The organism is Collinsella sp. AF36-3AT (assembly GCF_003475205.1).
In the GTDB taxonomy this organism is placed as follows: Bacteria; Actinomycetota; Coriobacteriia; order Coriobacteriales; family Coriobacteriaceae; genus Collinsella; species Collinsella aerofaciens_AF.
In genome coordinates this window covers 308,433-326,720 of record NZ_QROZ01000002.1, presented here as the reverse complement: position 1 = coordinate 326,720, position 18,288 = coordinate 308,433, and the positions used below count along the sequence as shown (strand labels likewise).

General features: G+C 60.2%; 13 protein-coding genes and 1 tRNA gene. 9 read left to right on the top strand and 5 right to left on the bottom strand.

The annotated features are described in order from the left end of the window. Positions 1 to 49: 49 nt before the first annotated feature. On the bottom strand, positions 50 to 1,657 hold the full coding sequence (locus DW003_RS03750; RefSeq protein ID WP_255413730.1) for an alpha-glucoside-specific PTS transporter subunit IIBC: 1,608 nt from the start codon (positions 1,655 to 1,657) through the stop codon (positions 50 to 52). Between the two features lie 358 nt (positions 1,658 to 2,015). Here DW003_RS03750 and DW003_RS03745 point away from each other — a divergent pair, with 358 nt between their 5' ends. Together DW003_RS03745 and DW003_RS03740 are read left to right on the top strand one after the other, a co-directional pair. Next, positions 2,016 to 3,041 (top strand): zinc-dependent alcohol dehydrogenase family protein, encoded by a 1,026-nt coding sequence (locus DW003_RS03745; protein ID WP_118387611.1) that lies wholly within the window; start codon positions 2,016 to 2,018, stop codon positions 3,039 to 3,041. Positions 3,042 to 3,106: 65 nt separating this feature from the next. Next, positions 3,107 to 3,862 (top strand): GntR family transcriptional regulator, encoded by a 756-nt coding sequence (locus DW003_RS03740; RefSeq protein WP_118387609.1) that lies wholly within the window; start codon positions 3,107 to 3,109, stop codon positions 3,860 to 3,862. A 131-nt stretch (positions 3,863 to 3,993) separates the two neighbouring features. On the opposite strand, the gene DW003_RS03735 is transcribed toward DW003_RS03740, so the two are convergent. Beyond that, positions 3,994 to 5,247, bottom strand: coding sequence for a 4Fe-4S binding protein (locus DW003_RS03735; RefSeq protein WP_118387607.1), 1,254 nt, complete (start codon positions 5,245 to 5,247; stop codon positions 3,994 to 3,996). A gap of 153 nt (positions 5,248 to 5,400) precedes the next feature. Between DW003_RS03735 and DW003_RS03730 the strand changes: the two genes are divergently transcribed. After that, positions 5,401 to 6,357: a 2-hydroxyacid dehydrogenase gene (locus DW003_RS03730; RefSeq protein ID WP_118387605.1), complete on the top strand. Its 957-nt coding sequence runs from the start codon at positions 5,401 to 5,403 to the stop codon at positions 6,355 to 6,357. Positions 6,358 to 6,489: 132 nt separating this feature from the next. Here the strand turns inward: DW003_RS03730 and DW003_RS03725 are convergent, their stop codons facing one another. Together DW003_RS03725 and DW003_RS03720 are read right to left on the bottom strand one after the other, a co-directional pair. Then, a complete protein-coding gene (locus DW003_RS03725) occupies positions 6,490 to 7,590 on the bottom strand; it encodes a glycerol dehydrogenase (protein ID WP_117563611.1) in 1,101 nt (366 codons plus the stop codon). A gap of 83 nt (positions 7,591 to 7,673) precedes the next feature. Further along, positions 7,674 to 8,897, bottom strand: coding sequence for an iron-containing alcohol dehydrogenase (locus tag DW003_RS03720; protein ID WP_118256180.1), 1,224 nt, complete (start codon positions 8,895 to 8,897; stop codon positions 7,674 to 7,676). A gap of 498 nt (positions 8,898 to 9,395) precedes the next feature. On the opposite strand from DW003_RS03720, the gene DW003_RS03715 reads away from it, so the two are divergent. The 4 genes from DW003_RS03715 (at position 9,396) to DW003_RS03700 (ending at position 13,915) form a co-directional block, all read left to right on the top strand. After that, positions 9,396 to 10,472: a hypothetical protein gene (locus DW003_RS03715; protein ID WP_118387603.1), complete on the top strand. Its 1,077-nt coding sequence runs from the start codon at positions 9,396 to 9,398 to the stop codon at positions 10,470 to 10,472. Beyond that, entirely contained in the window at positions 10,472 to 11,515 is a 1,044-nt protein-coding gene (locus DW003_RS03710) for a hypothetical protein (RefSeq protein ID WP_118387601.1), read from the top strand. The genes DW003_RS03715 and DW003_RS03710 overlap by 1 nt, the downstream gene beginning before the upstream one ends. A 45-nt stretch (positions 11,516 to 11,560) precedes the next feature. Then, positions 11,561 to 13,738 (top strand): MurT ligase domain-containing protein, encoded by a 2,178-nt coding sequence (locus DW003_RS10055; RefSeq protein ID WP_233545482.1) that lies wholly within the window; start codon positions 11,561 to 11,563, stop codon positions 13,736 to 13,738. A gap of 100 nt (positions 13,739 to 13,838) precedes the next feature. After that, a tRNA-Glu gene (locus tag DW003_RS03700) sits at positions 13,839 to 13,915 on the top strand. Between the two features lie 195 nt (positions 13,916 to 14,110). Here DW003_RS03700 and DW003_RS03695 read toward each other — a convergent pair. After that, positions 14,111 to 16,198, bottom strand: a complete 2,088-nt coding sequence (locus DW003_RS03695; RefSeq protein WP_118387599.1) for a glutamine synthetase III — start codon at positions 16,196 to 16,198, stop codon at positions 14,111 to 14,113. A gap of 423 nt (positions 16,199 to 16,621) precedes the next feature. Here DW003_RS03695 and DW003_RS03690 point away from each other — a divergent pair, with 423 nt between their 5' ends. Both DW003_RS03690 and DW003_RS03685 read left to right on the top strand, forming a co-directional pair. Beyond that, complete coding sequence (locus DW003_RS03690; RefSeq protein WP_117805959.1) at positions 16,622 to 17,494, top strand: methylenetetrahydrofolate reductase; 873 nt, start codon at positions 16,622 to 16,624, stop codon at positions 17,492 to 17,494. After that, complete coding sequence (locus DW003_RS03685) at positions 17,494 to 18,282, top strand: hypothetical protein (protein WP_118387597.1); 789 nt, start codon at positions 17,494 to 17,496, stop codon at positions 18,280 to 18,282. The genes DW003_RS03690 and DW003_RS03685 overlap by 1 nt, the downstream gene beginning before the upstream one ends. Positions 18,283 to 18,288: the final 6 nt, after the last annotated feature.

Here is an 18,288-nt window from a genome sequence, read left to right as displayed (position 1 = left end):
TGCGGTGCATACCGGCTCTGCAAGGCCGATTGTTTCGATGGACGATGGTTTACAGAAGACTCTCGAACTTCAGGAGACTCTCGAACTTCTCGCGAACCTGCGGGACGGTAAGGCCGATGATGACCTGGATTGACTGACCTTGGACCACCAAGCCATGCGTACCGATCGCCTTGAAGGAAGCCTCGGGTGCAACGACGCCCTTGTCCTTGACGTTAACGCGCAGACGGGTAGCGCAGTTAGTTACATCGATGATGTTATCCGCGCCACCGAGCAGATCGAGGATTTTCTCGGCAAGCACCAAGCGCTCATCATCTTTACTCTGGGCGACCGATTTGCCAGCAGCAGCACCGCCCTGCTTTTGCTTGTAGTCGGCCTTGGACTTGAGCTCGACCTCAACATCGTCATCCTCGCGACCGGGGGTCTTAAAGTCGAACTTGACGATCAGGAAACGGAAGACCACGACCCAAAGGGCGGTAAAGCACAGACCGACAAGGATGGAGATGGCGTACTGCAGACCGTGTGCGGCCCAAAGGGGCAGCCAGTCCCACGAGAGCATCGAGATGATGCCGCCGTCGAAGATGCCCACGACGCCAAGGAGGTTTTGAGCCATGCAGCCAAGCGCTCCGAGCACGCAGTGGACGACGAACAGGCCGGGCGCGATGAACAGGAAGGTGAAGTCAAGCGGCTCGGTAATACCGCAAAGCATAGCGGTAAGGGTGACGGGAATGAGCAGAGCCTTGACGCGCTGCTTGCGCTCGGGTTTGGCGGTCATATAGAACGCAATGGCGACGCCAAGCGAGCCGAAGACTTTAGTCCAACCAGGGCAGGTATAGGCAGCCCAGGGTGCGGCATCCTTAAGAGCAATGCTCGGATCGGCAGCCAGTTGGGGCAGGATGTTGGCCCAAGCAGCAAAGATGCCGCCGTTGACCGCCGCGTTGTCGTAATAGAACGGCGTATAGATAAAGTGGTGCAGGCCTGTAGGAATCAGCACGCGCTCGAAGAAAGCAAAGACGCCCACGCCAAACGTACCGGCGGAAAGGATGAATCCCTGGAAGGCGGAGATAGCAGCCTGAACATGCGGCCACACCAGGCAGGCGATAATAGCGACCGGAACCATAACGAAGAAACCGATCATATAAATGAACACGGAGCCCGAGAACACGCCCAGCCACTCAGGAAGTTCGGTGTCGAAGTACTTGTTGTGAAGCATCGTGGCGATACCAGAAATGATAAGCGCGCCCATGATGCCCATATCAAGCGTTTTGATGCTTGCGATAGTGGCAAGACCAGTACCGCTGCCCGCCTCGACAGAGTAGTCGACCCCAAAGACAGGGCCCCACTGCCCCAAGATTGTGCTTACAAAGTAGTTGAAGGTAAGGTAGATGGCCAAAGCCTCCATGCAGCAGCGAGCGTTCTGCTTGTTCGCGAGCGAGATTGGCAACGCTACGCAAAACAGCAACGGCATCTGGTTAAAGAGCGTCCAACCACCCTGGAGCAGCACATTCCAGCAATCAAACCAAAGATGACCCGCTGTGGCCATCTCGCCAAAGATCGCCTCGGTGGTAAACAACGTACCCAGGCCGACGACGATTCCGGAAAATGCGAAAAGAATTGCAGGCGTGTACATTGCACCGCCGAAACGTTGTATCTTTTGCATCATGACGGGGAATCCCCCTCTCTTCATTCGGAGCGCTGCGGTTTTGGCTTCACTCGAGACCGCAGACGCGCCGTTTGCGTGTACCTCGTGCAATAGGACGGGTGGGCCCGTGTCCCTGACTTCTTGCACTTACGTTTTATCACATCACTTATCTAGACAAGTTAGCATAAAGACTACGGTCGGTAAACGGTTGATTATTGGCCGTAAACGGTATATGTCCAGTATTTCACCTGCTAAATCTGACATAACTGATGGCTGCATTTTAAATTTCTTTTCTACTTGTCTAGATGTGCTTGTCTATATCTATATACATGCCTATACTTCATTACAACATTCACCGCCACGTTAAGGAGTCACCATGAAAAGCGCGGTCTTCTATGGAAAGCACGACCTCAGAGTCGAGGAATCGGCAAAGCCGGCCGTGGGCAGGCGCGACGTTCTGATCAACGTCAAAGCTTGCGGCGTCTGCGGTACCGACGTTCATATCTATGAAGGCGACAAGGGTGCGGCCGACGTTACCCCGCCCACGATCCTTGGTCATGAGTTTGCCGGCGTTGTCGAGGCCGTGGGCAGCGACGTCGCCGGCTTTAAACCGGGCGATCGCGTGTGCATCGACCCAAACCATCCCTGCGGCTGCTGTGAACCCTGCCGCGACGGAATCAACCACTACTGCGAGCATATGACCGGTTACGGCACCACCGTTAACGGCGGCTTTGCCGAGTACTGCTCCGTCGATATGCAGCAAGTCTACAAGTTGGGCGATCACACCAGCTTTGAGCAGGGTGCTATGACCGAGCCCGTCGCCTGCTGTCTGCACGGCATCGATATGTGCAACATCAAGCCCGGCAGCACAGTTGTCGTTATCGGCGGTGGCATGATCGGTCTGCTCATGATGCAGCTCGCCAAAAACGCCGGCGCCACCAAGGTTGTCTTGCTCGAGCCTGTCGAAGGCAAGCGCGAGGTTGCGCTCAAACTCGGCGCCGACCTGGCAATTGATTCCATCCACGAGGACGTCCCGGCCCGCCTGAAGCAGGAGGGCGTCGGCAACGTCGACGTTGTAATCGAATGCGTCGGCAAGCCCGTCACCATCGAGCAGGCCATCCAGATCGCCGGCCACAAGGCTACGGTCATGATGTTCGGCCTCACCAAGCCCGATGAGACAATCACCGTCAAGCCCTTCGAGGTCTTCCAGAAGGAGCTCGTGCTCACCTCGTCCTACATCAACCCTTACACACAGCGTCGCGCGCTCGAGCTCATCGACTCTGGCAGGCTCGACGTATCCTCGATGGTCGCCAAGGTGGCTTCCCTCGACGAGCTCGGTGCCATCCTGTCAGACCCAGCCCTGCGTGCCATGGGCAAATATATAATCGACCCCAGCAAGTAAATCGATTGACACCTGCGTGGGCGGCCCTCATCCGTCGTTCACGCACCCAGCTCTAGGAGACCGTCATGGCGCGAGCCATCTTCCAAACTATTTATGACAACGTGAAGCAGTCGATTGACGACGGCACATACGCTTATCAGAGCTATCTGCCTTCAGAGACTGAGCTCACGCAGCTGTTTGACTGTTCGCGCATGACGGTCCGTCGCGCCATCTCGATGCTTGCGGCAGATGGCTACGTGCTCCCCCAGCAAGGCAAAGGCATGCGCGTCATTCGCAACATCAATGACGAGACGAGTCGTGGCGGCGGCGGACTCGAGACCTTTAAGGAAATCGCAGCCAGTCGAGGCTTTGAGCTCAAAACGGTTACCACTGTCTTTGAGCTCCTCGTCTGTAACAAGGCGCTCTCCAAGATTACCGGGTTTCCTGAAGGCTGTGAGCTCACGCGTGCCAAACGCATCCGTTATGCAGACGGACGGGCCGTGTGCTCCGACGACTCCTATTACCTAAGCTCACAGGTACCGGGGCTGACACCCGAGATTGTCAACGACTCGATCTATCGTTACCTCGAAGAAGATCTTGGCATTAAGATTGCCACGGGCAAACGCGATGTAACGATTGAGCATCCCACGCCCGAGGATGCACGCGTGCTCGATCTCGACGACTTTAACGCACTCGCCGTTGTACGCGGACAGACCTACAACGCCGACGGCATCCTTATGGAATACACCGAGACAAAGCAGGTCCCCAGCTTCTTTTTACTCCACGAAACGGTCACCCGCCGCAATAACGGCAGCGAGACCCATCAGAGCAGTATGAGCTAACCATCTATTAGTTGCGGTGGGATAGTTCCTAGAATGGCCAGCTTAAGGCCAAAACGGGAACTATTCCACCGCAACTTTTTTGGCCGGCGGGGCAATACCTGTCCCGCCGGCCATCATTTACGCTCTTTTAGCTAGTCCGCGAGCTTTTCCACTTGGTCGAGCATCTTGTTGAGCTTTTCCTTTGCCTCGGCCTTGACCTTCTCGGCCTCTTCGTGAGCCTTCGCCTTCTGGGCGGCCTTTTCCTCGGCCTCGGGGTCGACGACGACCAGATTGGACGCGTCATGCTCAACCAACTTGAGCGCATGCTCGGGGCACACCTTGACGCAGGCCCCGCAACCTAGGCAATACGTGGACTCCAGTGCAAAGCGACCGCTTCCCACCAAATCGCAGGCAAACGTGGGGCACACGTTGACGCATTCGCCGCACGACGTGCACTTGTCAAAATCGCATTCCGGCGTGCTCACCTGCATGTTCTGGGCAAGCTCGGGGTGGTTCTGCAGCGTCGAGAGCACCAGCTGCCGCCCGTGCGTAAGCGAACGGCGACGCTTAGTCGTCGTGGTGCCGCACATGGTGTTGAGTGTGCGCTCGAGCTGCGTGATCTGGTGACGGTGGGCCTTCAACTTCTGCGTCACCGAGGCCAGTGCCGCAGTCGCCGGGTTGAGCTTAGTCACGGTTAGGCCCGTGGTGCGGGCGATCTTTTCCATATACTCCTTGCGCTCGTACTCGCGTCGCTTATGGCATTTGAGGCTCTTGGGGTCGACCTCCAGGCCCATGCCCGTACCGGCCCACTCCTCGGCAGTGGCGATGGCCTCGCCAAGAATATCCTCGCCACCGGTGTTGCGGCACTTATCGCACACGCCCAGTGGCAGGTAGACGCTCACGTTGGGATAGTCGGCCAGCACCGAGAACCAGGTCTCGGCAGTAATATCGCCCACGCAGGCAACGACAACCTCGTTCTCGCGCGGCATGCGCTTAAGGGCGCGCGTGCAGGTAACGTAGGCGGTTTCGTGACTCGTAGCCGCCGAGACAATGTCGTCGTAGACGTTTTTGGGCGCAAGGCGCGGAGAGATGATCGCCTCAGTCGGGCAGGCAGCGGCGCACAGGCCGCACTTGCGACAGGAGTCGAGGATCTCGATGGCGTCTTCTTCGACCTCGATGGCGTTGACCGGACACACGTCCATGCACACGGTGCAGCCGCTCTTTTCGTTTTTGCAGGTCAGGCACGGAATGGTGTTGCCGCGCGGGCGCTCCTTGTAGTCGGCAGGATTCCACTGCGGCGCCGACGGATCGAGTGCATCGGTCACGCCGCCAAGCGGGTTTTTAAGAAAGTCGAAACCCTTGCTGATCTCGATAATGTCATCAAACAGATCGTGTTCCTGCGCCATGCGCGGCCCCTCCCTGAGCAGTGCAAACAAGCAAGAGATAATGATACGCTATCGGCCCACACCTCGGGCAAATTACACGCGGTGCACCTTGAGGGAAATAGACCTACAATTTATTGCCAGCCTAATCGCCTAGGTTTATTGAGGAGTCACAAGATGAAGATTGTCCTGATCGAGCCGCTGGGAGTTCCCGAGCAGACCATCGACGAGCTCTCTGCACCCCTTAAGGACGCCGGACACGAGTTTGTCTATTTCGATACCAAAACCACCGATCCGGCCGAGCTCGCTCGACGCAGCGAGGGCGCCGAGGTCGTCATGATCGCCAACAACCCCTACCCCGCCGAGGTCGTCGCCGGCGCCGACGCGCTCAAGATGATCGCCGTCGCCTTTACGGGCATCGACCACGTGGGGCTTTCCGCCTGCCGTGAACGCGGTGTTGAAGTTCGCAACTGCGCCGGCTACTCCGACGTTTCGGTCGCCGAGCTCACCCTCGGCCTGGCCATCGACGTGTTGCGCAAGGTGAGCGCCGCCGATGCCGTCGTCCGCACCGGCAAGACGAGCGCCGGCCTTATGGGCACCGAGATCTGCGGCAAGACCGTGGGTATTGTGGGTTGCGGCAAGATCGGCTGCGCCACGGCTCGACTCTTTAAGGCCTTTGGTGCCCGTGTGCTAGGCTATGCCCGTCACGAACATCCCGAGGCTGCCGAGGCGGGCATTGAGCAAGTCTCACTCGAGCAGCTGCTTGCCGAGTCCGACATCGTGAGCCTGCACCTGCCCAACAACGACACCACGCGCAAGAGCTTTGGCGCCGAGCAGTTCGCTCAGATGAAGGACGGCGCCGTGTTTATCAACTGCGCCCGTGGCGCCATCGTGGACAATAACGCCCTTGCCCAGGCACTCAGCGACGATAAGCTCGCCGGTGCCGGCATCGACGTCTTTGATATGGAGCCGCCCATCCCCGCCGACTACGTGCTCATCAACGCCAAGAACTGCATCTTCACGCCGCATGTGGGCTTCCTTACGCACGAGGCCATGCAGCGCCGCGCCAGGATCGAGTTCGACAACGTCGTCGCCTACGTTGAAGGCCGCGCGCAGAACGTTTGCGAGCTGTAGGCAAACGAGGGCGGGGCAAAACCTCATCGCAGGCCTACCCCGCCCTCTTTGGTACAAAGTAACCTGACCCCTTTGCACCATAGCAAAAAGGGGCAAAGCCATCTGCTGGCTTTGCCCCTTCCTTAGCTTGATTTACTCATCCATAAGATAGTAGTGGCCCAGCGCGTCGGCACCCAGGATGGCGTTTGCGACCATCTCGGGCGTCACCTCAAACGGCATGTTGCACATGGTGTCATCGGGCGCGCAGGCGGCCTCGGCAACAATCATGGCCTGCTCGCGCGTAAGCTCGGCAACGCCAAGTTCCTTCATCGTAACCGGCAGGCCCAGCTCAATGCAGAAGCCCAAGACTTCCTCGAGCTTCTCGGTCGGGGCATCCTCGAGTACCAGCTGGACGATGGTGCCAAAGGCGACCTTCTCGCCGTGATACATTCCATGGCACTCAGGCAGCATCGTCAGGCCATTGTGGATGGCATGAGCAGCAGCAAGGCCCGAGCTCTCAAAGCCAATGCCGGAAAGCAGCGTATTGGCCTCGATGATATGCTCAACGGCAGGCGTGAGCGCACCCTTCTCCAGCGCGACCTTGGCCTTGACGCCATCGGCCATAAGCGTCTCGTAGCAGAGCTTGGCGAGCGCCAGACCAGCCATACCGCCCTTGCCGCCGGCGCAAGTGCCACCGTCGGCATCGTGCGTCGCCTGGGCCTCAAAGTAGGTTGCGAGCGCATCGCCCATACCGGAAACCGTCAGGCGCACCGGGCTCGCCGCGATAACCGTCGTATCCATCAGGACAATGTTGGGGTTTGCCTTAAGGAACAGATACTTATCGAACTGGCCGTCATCGGTGTAGAGCACCGAAAGTGCCGAGCACGGTGCATCGGTCGAGGCGATGGTGGGGCAAATGATAACCGGGGACTCCAGGTAGTAGGCAACGGCCTTGGCGGTGTCGAGGATCTTACCGCCACCGACGCCGACGATGATATCGCAACCGTTGTCGCGCGCGAGCGCCACCAAACGGTCGACCTCGCCCTTGGAGCACTCGCCATTAAAGTCCTCAAACAGCAGCTCGGCCTTAGCCTCGGCAAAGCCGCCCTCGATCTTGGCACCGACGCGCTTCTTGCCCGAAGGCGTCACGATGACGAGGGCCTTAGCGCCGAGCGGCTCGACATAGGAGCCGAGCTTGGCGAGCTCGTCCGGACCCTGAATGTACTTGCTGGGGCTATTGAAAATTGCAGCCATAACTATCCCATTCTCTAAAAGAAAAAAGAAAGGGGCTCCGTACGGATACGTGCGGAGCCCCTCGTTACGATAACAAGAGTCGATTAGAAATCGATGTCGGTGTCGTAGTAGCAGGCCTTGAGAATCTTCTCGAAGTCGGCAGCCTTGGTCTCACGCGGGTTCTCGGGCGTGCAGGCGTCCTGCTCAGCGTTCGCGGCAATCTCGGGCAGCTTGGCGAGGAACTCCTCCTCGGAAACCATCTGCGGGTTCTCGGCGTCGACCTTCACGCCGCCATTCGCGTAATCCTTGATGGACTGCGGAATGTTGAGCTGGTCGTTGAGGTCGCGAATCTTCTGGACGAGCGCAGCGATGAGTTCCTCGTTGGTCTCGCCGGGAAGGTGCAGGATCTCCTTGGCCACGTAAGCGTAACGCTCGGCAGCACGCGGGTCCTTGGAGTTCCACTGGATGACCTTGCCCAGGTACATGGCGTTAGCAGCACCGTGGATGATGTGGCCGTTCTCGAAGGCAGCACCGGTCTTGTGAGCCATGGAGTGAACGATGCCGAGCAGGCCCGAGGAGAAGGCGATACCGGCGATGCACTGAGCCTCGTGCATGTGCTGACGGGCCTCATGGTCGCCAGCATAGGACTTGGGCAGCCACTCGACGATCTCGCGGATGCCGTGCAGAGCGTTGGCGTCGGTGAACATAGAGGCGAAGGTAGAAACGTAAGCCTCCATGCAGTGGGTCAGAGCGTCCATGCCGGTGTGAGCGCACAGCTTGGCGGGCATGGTGTAGGTGAGCTCGGGGTCGACGATGGCGACATCAGGGGTGATGTTGAAGTCGGCCAGCGGGTACTTGATGCCCTTGGCGTAGTCGGTGATGACGGAGAAGGCAGTGACCTCGGTAGCGGTGCCGGAGGTAGAGGAGATGGCGCAGAAATGAGCCTTCTGACGCAGCTCGGGGAAGCTGAACGGCTGGATGATGTTATCGAAGGACTCCTCGGGATACTCGTAGAAGACCCACATGGCCTTAGCGGCATCGATGGGCGAGCCGCCGCCGATGGCGATAATCCAGTCGGGCTCGAACTCGCGCATGGCCTCGGCGCCCTTCATGACCGTCTCGATGGACGGGTCGGACTCGACGCCCTCGAACAGCTTGACCTCGAAACCGCCTTCCTTAAGGTCGTTCTCGACGTCCTGCAGGAACCCGCCGCGGCGCATAGAGCTGCCGCCAGAAACGATGATGGCCTTCTTACCCTTGAGGTTCTTCACCTCGTGGCGAGCGCCCTCACCAAAGTACAGATCGCGAGGATTGGTAAAACGTCCCATACTGTGCCTCCTAAACAAGCCCCTCTTAGACTTGCGTATATAACGGAGCACCCGATTGGCTCCGTTAGGACCATTTTGTGCGTCGCCGGCGATAGCGACGCAATGTCTAAACGTCTCAACGCTCAGACAAACACTATTTTACCGTTCTGGTTGGTCAGTTATTCACCTAAAGCCAACAATGATGAAACGTTTTTTCTATCCCTGAAGACCCTTGTGGGGCATTCATACTCCCAAGCTGGGCAAACGTTTTATCAGAGTTAACCACATATCCCGGGCAGGGCTGTGCCCCTCCAAAATGTGCCCCGTTCGCCGCCAAAAATCGACCGTTTACGGCACTGTGATACCACCCGCGCAACCGAGGTGCCGACATTTGTGCGACATCCGTCTTCGTGGTGCAAAGGTGCAAGTCCAAGTGCGGCACCCCCGGTGTGCCACATGCGGGTAAACTAGAAGCTTATATAGAGACATTTGAACCCTAACCGCAGCAAAGGAGGCCCCATGGCATTCGATCCCATTCAAGAGGATTGCCATCGCCTCGTTCTTGAGGCCTTGCGCCGCGACAATATCCCGCTCACCGACGGCACCGCCGTAGAACGTCTGATGGAACAATTCACCCGCAACCCCGCGCCGCTCATCGTGCACGACCGTGACCGCGCCGGGCATCTCATTGCCAAGGTGGTCGAGGCTGTCGACTACCGCATTCCCTTTATCCCTGACGATACCCAGGCAGAGCAAGAAGAGGGCGCTGCCGAGAACATGCTTCGCGAGGCAGCCGCGCTCGACCCCACCAACTGGGACGCCCAGCGCATGCTGACCGCCCTCACCGCCAACTCCAACGAGGAGTACGTACAGTACTTGGTATCTAAGCGCGATGAAGTCGAGCACGACCTGGCACTCAAAATCGCCTCGGCGCAGGACCCCTACGAGCGCGAGGCCGCTGGCGACCTTATGCGCCGCCCCTACCTGCGCTGGCTTGCCGCCCTTGCGTCGCGCGCCCTCATTAGCGGCCGCTATCGCATGTCGCTCGAAGCCGCAAACCGCAGCCTCGACTTTGCCCCCAACGATCCGGCCGGCGTCCGCCACACCGCGATGCTCGCCATGGCAAAGCTCGAATACCCCGCCGAGGAGCTCAAAAGATTTCGCTCCGCCCACTCCGTACCCTATCTCGCGAATACCCCGCTGCGCCGCCGCCCCAAAGATCCGGAGCGCGACTTGGACCCGTGGACGCTCATCGCACTGATGAGCGCAGCCTGGCGCGAGCTGGACTACGAGGGCGCCGAGCACTACCTGCGTATCCTTGCGCGCTCGTGTCCGCACGCGGCCGAGGCGCTCTACTTCCAAACCGAGTTTCCCGATGGCGTCTATGCCCGCGTCAACGTGGGCGTGGGCTCCACCGACGAGCTTGTCCTTGCGCTGTCCGAGGCGACGCCGGTACTGCAGGAGGGCCTGGGCGCTCCCGACAACGCCAGCTTTGCCGCCTGGGTCGCCACCAACGACATCGTGCGTTCCCAGATCGACGAGCGCATCCTGCGCGCAGCCGAGCAGGGGCTTCCATTTAAGGGAGGGGACCTCTAATGGATCCGAGCGTCTACATCCCCGCCTACTTGGAGCGCACCTATCTGGCGTCGCACCCCGAGCTCACCGATGCAGCACGCGAGCTTGTCCATAACGACATGAGCGCGAATCCCCAAAAGTATGCGCAGTCCGAGCATGCCCAGGCGCTGCTGTCCTATGCCGGTGTTCATCGCCACCTGCTCGACGAGCTCCATCGCATCGAGGACATGGGCAGCGACGAGGAGTTCGAGCAGACGCGCAATCGCCTGTTCGACGATATGCGCGATGAGCTGCTCAAGATCGTCCGCGTCGATGCACTGGCCGTCGACGCGCAGCTGCTCGCCATCATCCTGGCCGACACACCCGTTGACGCCTGCCTGGGCGACCTGATGAAGCTCGAGGCGAGCGCGGCCGACTACCTGCAACAGAGCGTGCCCGGGTTCGACATGGAGGCCCCACACTACTGGGCCAATAATGTTTTGGCCGACGGTGTCACCGCAGCGGACCTTACCGTGAGCGAGCCGGCCCTTATCGGGTGGCTCCACACACTCGAGGCCATCTCGCAGCTGTGCATGGCAAGCGCCCGCTACCGCGCTGCTGCCAACTACGCCCGCCGCGTCCTTAAGGCAGAAGGCTATCCCACCCGAGCTGCCGGCACCGTGTTGCTCGCTCTCGCTCGCCTGGAAGACCAGGACGGCTTTTTTGCCCTAGCCCACCAGCTCGAGGAACAGATGGGGGCAGACGCACTCGAAAACTCTCCTTGGTACCTGCTCGCCCGCACGATTCTGCTGTTCAAAACAAACAAGATGCGCCCGGCGACGCGCGCGCTGCGTGAGTTCGCTAACCGTTGCGAGGGCGGCGCGTTCTTTTTGCTGAACCCCATGTATCAGACACCGTACCTTCCCTGCCGGCCCGAACCGCACGACCCCTGGGACCTTTCGCATCAGGCAGTTTGGGAAGCCGACGGCATCATCTCGGACACCCCCGACTTTGCCCCCTGGGCCAACGCCTGCGAAGATGTATCGCAGCTTGCCCAGGAATTTGCGCGCCGTTACGGCTTTTAACGGCGCAAACGCCACGACCATGTCATTCACGTTAGGAACGGCTTCATGAACTTCCGCTCATCTCTCGCCTGTGCCTCGAGCGATATCGCCCGCTGGGGGCTGCGCTCCGTCCTTAAGCGCCAGGGCGGCGTACTCCCCGGCCGCATCGCCATGAAGATCGACCCCGAGCTGCTAAGCGACCTCGCGAGCCTGGTCGACCGCAGCGTGGTGATCACCGGCACCAACGGCAAGACCACCACCTCCAACCTCATCGCCGACGCCGTTGCTGCCAGCGGTGCTACCGTGGTGTGCAACCGTGCCGGCAACAATATGGAGCCTGGTGTGGTGGGTGCTCTGCTCGAGGCCCGCGGCGGCCTTAAGCACACCAGCAGTGGCAAGCGCGTAGGCGTTTTTGAATGCGATGAGCTCTACACTGTGCGCGTCCTGCCCAAGCTCAAGCCGACGTACTTCGTGCTGCTCAACCTGTTCCGTGACCAGCTAGATCGCTATGGCGAGATCGATCACACCCAGGAGGTCATCGCCCACGCGTTGGAGCTTTCGCCGGCAACGACGCTCATCTACAACGCCGACGACCCGCTGTGCGCCTCGATTGCCGCGCGCGTTCCCAACGCGAGTATTGCCTTTGGCATCGACGGCGCCACGGGCACCGAGTCCGACCGCATTAGCGACTCGCGCTTTTGCTCGCAGTGCAACGCCCCGTTGGAGTACGACTACGTACAGTATGGTCAACTCGGCGCCTACCATTGCCCCTCGTGCGGCTGGGCCCGCCCTGCGCTTGTCCGTCGCGTGACGGGCGTGGAACTCGGCTGCGACGGCTACGGCTTTGACCTTGTCTTTGGACCCGATACCGACGCACCCGCAACGCACATCGCCACGCGCTACAACGGTCTGTACATGGTCTATAACGTTGCCGCCGCCTTCTTTGCCACACACGAGTTGGGCGTGAACACGGCGCTTCTACAGCCTACGCTCGATGCCTATGTGCCTGCCGGCGGTCGTATGGGGCGCTGGGATATCGCCGGCCGCACCGTCGAGGCCAACCTGGCCAAGAATCCCGTAGGCTTCGATCGACAAATCCAGTCCATCAAGACGGCAGACGGCAGACTCTGCGCTTTCTTCCTCAATGACAACGACGCCGACGGCCACGATGTCTCGTGGATCTACGACGTCGACTTCGAGCGCATCGCCGATACCTCGGGGCTTGTCGCCTTTGCCGGCGGCACGCGTGCACACGATATGCAGGTGCGCCTCAAGTACGCCGGCATCGACGCCGCCATTATCTCGGACGTCGCGCAGGCAATTGGCGCCATGGCAGACGAGGCCGCCGATGACACCTTCTACGCCGTCGCCAACTACACGGCCTTCCCGCCGCTGGTCAAAGAACTCGACGGGCTCAAAGGCACCGATGCAAGTTCGGTCGCCTCCCACGCCGTAACGCGCGCCGATGGTAGCGCTGTCCCCACCGATATCGCGCCAGTCGAGCTCTCGCGCCCGCTGCGCATCGTCTACCTGTATCCCGATGCCCTCAACCTCTATGGCGACGGCGGCAACGTCATCGCCCTCGAGCGCCGCTGCGCCTGGCGCGGCATCCCCGTTCGCGTGGATGAGGTCCGCATGGGCGAGGTGCTCGATCTGCATGATGCCGATATCGTCATGATGGGCGGCGGATCCGATCGCGACCAGCTAGCCGTGGCACACGAGCTGCTCGCCCAAAAAGACAAGGTCGCAGCCTATGTTGAGGACGGCGGTTCGCTGCTCGCCATCTGCGGCAGCTATCAGCTGCTCGGCCGTTCGTACTATATGGGCGAAAATCGCATCGAGGGCCTGGGCGTCATTGCCGCCGAGACCGTACGCGGCTCCGACCGCCTGATCGGCAACGTCGCCGTCAAGACCGACCTGGCACCCGAGCCCTTTGTGGGATTCGAGAACCACGGTGGCCGCACGCTTTTGGACGCCGATGCCACGCCGCTCGGAACGTCCGTCGTCACGGGCACCGGCAACAACGGCGACGATGGCTTTGAGGGTCTCATCTACAAGGGTGTCATCGGCACGTACCTGCATGGCCCGGCGCTGCCCAAGAACCCCGAACTCGCCGACTGGCTCATCGCGCACGCCCTCGAGCGCCGTGGCGACACACAGGCCGCCGCCCTGCTGCCGCTCAAACCCCTCGACGACACCTACGAGCACGCCGCCCACGACGCCGCCATGAAGCTCCTCTCCTAGCACCTCACCACCACAAAGGGGACAGGCACCTTTGTGGTGGTTTTCCAGTTTGCCAACGATATACGCGCCGGCAAAAAAGTCTGCTATACTCTTCCCCGCTGTCCCCATCGTCTAGCGGCCAAGGACGCCACCCTTTCAAGGTGGATATCGCGGGTTCGAATCCCGCTGGGGGCACCACAAAATCTGAGAAGCCCGTTACCAATTCGGTAGCGGGCTTTTTGCTACCGATATGCCGGGATTCGAACCCGACAGGGTGCGGATCCCGGCAAATCGGCGGCAAAACGGACTCCAAAGCGTCCTTCGCAAACAAATAGCCGGGGCCCGCGCGATGCGGACCCCGGCTCAATACCGTGACGATATGTCAGTTACGCCCTACACGTAGAACAGGATGTCGTCGTAGGTCGGAACCGGCCAGTAGTCGGCTGCCACGATCTCCTCCATGGCATCCACGGCGGCGCGCAGCGTATCCATAGCAGGAACGACCTCGTGCGCGTACACGTTGGCCTGCTCCTGGCCATCGAGAGCCTCGGCCTTCTGATGTACGGCGTCGAGCGCCTTGATGGAGTCGTTGATGGCGGTGATGCCGTTGCAGAGCTTGTTGAGCGTGTTCTGCTCGCACTGCATGGCGGCCTCAGCACCGGCGGCACGAATAGTCTCAAGGCCCTTAGCGACCTTGGTGGCATAGGCGGTAATGACCGGACGATAGGTACGACGCGCCTCGCGAACCATCGTGGTGGCCTCGATGTTCATGAGCTTGTTGTACTTCTCGAGCTTGCAGTCATAGCGGCACTGGGCCTCGGCGCGGGTCAGAACGCCCGTCTCCTCAAAGAGCGCGATAGCCTTATCGGAAACAAAGGCGGGAAGAGCGTCGGCCGTGGTCTTGTTGTTGGCAAGGCCGCGCTTCTCGGCCTCGATGGGCCACTCGTCGGAGTAACCGTCGCCGGAGAACAGGATGCGCTGGTGATCGGTCAGCACCTTCTTGCAGTACTCGAGCGCGGCGTCCTGGAACTTATCCTCGGGCGTACCCTCGAGTGCGTCGGCGAAGGACTTGAGCGACTTGGCCACGGCGGCATCGAGCACCAGGTTGGAGTCGGAGACGTTCTGCTCGGAGCCGCAGGCACGGAACTCGAACTTGTTGCCGGTGAAGGCAAACGGGGAGGTGCGGTTGCGGTCGGTGTTGTCCTGCATCAGCTTGGGCAGGGTATCGGCGCCCAGGTCGAGCACGCCGCGCGTGGCATGGACGGAAGCCTTGCCATCGATGATCTTCTCGACGACCTCGGTAAGCTGGTCGCCCAGGAAGATGGACATAATCGCCGGAGGAGCCTCGTTGGCGCCCAGACGATGATCGTTGCCGGCCGAGGCAACGGAGGCACGCAGGAGCTCCTGATAGTTATCGACGGCCTCGATCACCGCGGTGAGGAAGACGATGAACTGCAGGTTGTCGAGCGGGGTGTCGCCCGGGTCGAGCAGGTTCTCGGACTCGGTGCCAAGCGACCAGTTGTTGTGCTTGCCCGAACCGTTGATGCCCTCAAAGGGCTTCTCGTGCAGCAGGCAGACCAAGTCGTGACGGGAGGCGATGAGCTTCATCTTCTCCATCATGACCAGGTTCTGGTCGATGGCCTCGTTCACCTCGCCATAGACAGGAGCGAGCTCATGCTGGCAGGGAGCGACCTCGTTGTGCTTGGTCTTGGCAGGAATGCCAAGCGCCCACAGTTCATCGTCCAGGTCCTTCATATAGGCCGAGACGGTGGGGCGGATAGCGCCAAAGTAGTGCTCCTCGAGCTCCTGGCCCTTGCAGGGGGCAGCGCCAAAGAGGGTGCGACCGGTGATGACCAGGTCCCTGCGCTTGCGGTAAGCGTCCTTCTTGATCAGGAAGTACTCCTGCTCATCGCCCACGGAAGGAACGACCTTCTTGGGGGTCTTGCCAAACAGCGCCAAAACGCGCTTGGACTCACGCGAGAGCGCAGTCATGGAACGCAGCAGCGGGGTCTTCTTGTCCAGGGCCTCGCCCGTGTAGGAGCAGAAAGCCGTGGGGATGCACAGGACATCGTCCTTGATAAAGGCGGGGCTGGTGGGATCCCAAGCGGTGTAGCCACGGGCCTCGAAGGTGGCGCGCAGGCCGCCGTTGGGGAAGCTGGAGGCGTCCGGCTCGCCCTGAATGAGGTTCTTGCCCGTAAACTTGGTAATGGCGGTGCCGTCGTGGTTGGGCTCGAGGAAGCTGTCGTGCTTCTCGGAAGTAATGCCCGAAAGCGGCTGGAACCAGTGCGCGTAGTGCGTAGCACCCTTGGAGATGGCCCAAACCTTCATGGCGTGAGCGACGGCGTTGGCCACATCCAGGTCGAGCGGCTCACCCTCCTCGAGGGTTGCGGCAAGGCGCTTCCAAATGTCCTTGGGGAGGTAGTCCTTCATGACTTCCTCAGAGAACACCATGGTCCCGAAGCGGTCAGTAAGATCGGCCATACGGAACTCCCTTCGTATCGGCACCGCGTGAGAAGCGGTGTTGATTACTAACGAACGAGTCATAGCTTAGGCTCGCCGTGTTTCCGCGACATTACCGTTGTGTTGCTGTCGCGAAACCAATCAATGAGGTTACCGCATCGCGGCAGTATTGCCACCCTTAACAGCCAATGAACTGTATAAATTGCAGACCTCCCCGCATGGTTTAAGGGTAGTCAATTTAGGACGGGGCTAAATTGACTGGTATTTCGCATCAGATACCAGTCTTTATAACCCCGCACCCAATGAGCTGCGTTGTTATAGGGAATGCCGATAGCAAGGCATCTTTGATTGGTATCCCTAGATAGCGAGTAAAACTCCACCGTGACACAGTGGTGCTGTAGAATCCTTACAATACATCGCACTAAATATCTAAAGGAGCACGATATGCGCGTCGACGAGGTTTTTAAGCAGGCAGCATCCCAGGGCACTGCACCCGTTTCGTTTGAGATGTTCCCGCCCAAGGGCGAGCTTACCCTCGACACGGCTCGCGAAGTGGCAGGCAATCTGTGCAAGCTTTCGCCGAGCTTTGTCTCGGTCACCTGCTCGGCTGGCGGCTCGGGCAACGGCGCCACCACCGCCCCCATCGCGCATATGATTACGAGCGAATTCGATACGCCCTCGGTGGCGCACCTCACCTGTGTGGGCCGTACCCACGCCGATATCGCCGCCAAGATCGATGAGTACCGCACCGCCGGCGTGGAAAACATCCTGGCCCTGCGTGGCGATCTCCCTGCCGGCGCGACCGAGGACGACAAGCCCGCCTCCGACTACGCCTACGCCCGCGACCTCATCCCCGAGCTCGTCGACGCCGGCTTTTGCGTGGGTGCCGCAGCCTACCCCGAGGGCCACATTGCCTGCGAGGATCTCAACCTCTCGGTCGAACACCTCAAGCAAAAACAGGACGCCGGCGCGAGCTTCTTTGTGACGCAGCTCTTCTTTGATAACGAGTGCTTCTATCGTTTTCGCGAGCTTGCCGACAAGGCCGGCATCACCGTGCCCATTACCGCAGGTATCATGCCGTTTATGGGCAAGTCGCAGATCAGCCGCATGGTCTTTATGTGCGGCGCGTCACTGCCCTCCCCCGTCATCAAGATTCTCGCCAAGTACGAGAACGACCCCGAGAGTCTGCAGGCAGCCGGTGTAGATTATGCCGCCCGTCAGCTTTGCGACCTTAAGGAGCACGGTGCCGCCGGTCTGCACCTGTACACTATGAACCGTCCTGCAATCGCCGCAACCATTATGGAGCGCTTGGGGTAATGGAAAAACCGCACATCGATACAACCGCTGTCGAAGTGCCGGCCGACCTTGCGTCGCCGGCGCTTTATCGTATCGATGATGCCCACCATCCCCGCGTCGATCGTGCCGAGATGCTGCGCTATCTGGGCTACGGCGGTCAGCAGATTGAGCCCGAGCTGTCGCAGCGTATTGAGCTTGTCGTTGAGCGTCTGGAACTGGACATTGAGCCCCGTGGCGTGCGCCGCGCATTTGCCATCGATGCCATGGGCGTGGACGAGCAGGGAGAGCCTTGCATTCGCTTGGTCGGCACCAACGTTGAGCTGCGTGGTCGCGATATCTATCGCCATCTCAAAGACGCCCGCTTTGCCGCGCTCATAGCATGCACACTCGGCATGGACGCCGAGCGTCGTCTGCGCACCACGGGAGCCCAGCAGCCCCTGGAGGGAGCCGTGCTCGACGCCGCATGCTCTGCCTATGTAGAAGCCGCCGTCGAGCAGATGGACCAGCAGGTCAAGGCTGCGGCCGCCGCACACGGACTCGCCGGTAACTGGCGCTTCAGTCCCGGCTATGGCGACTGCCCGCTTACGGCCCAGCGCTCAATCGTGAATGCGCTCAACGCCACGCGGCTCATCGGGCTTACCGTCACGCCGACCAGCCTGCTCATGCCCACCAAGAGCGTGACCGCGGTGATTGGTCTGTTTGACGGCGAAGTCCACGACGCCCAGAGCCGCCCCACCTGCAATATCTGCCGCATGCGTGAGCACTGCCGCTTCCGCGCCGCCCACACCACCTGCTATTCCAGCCATTAGGAGCCA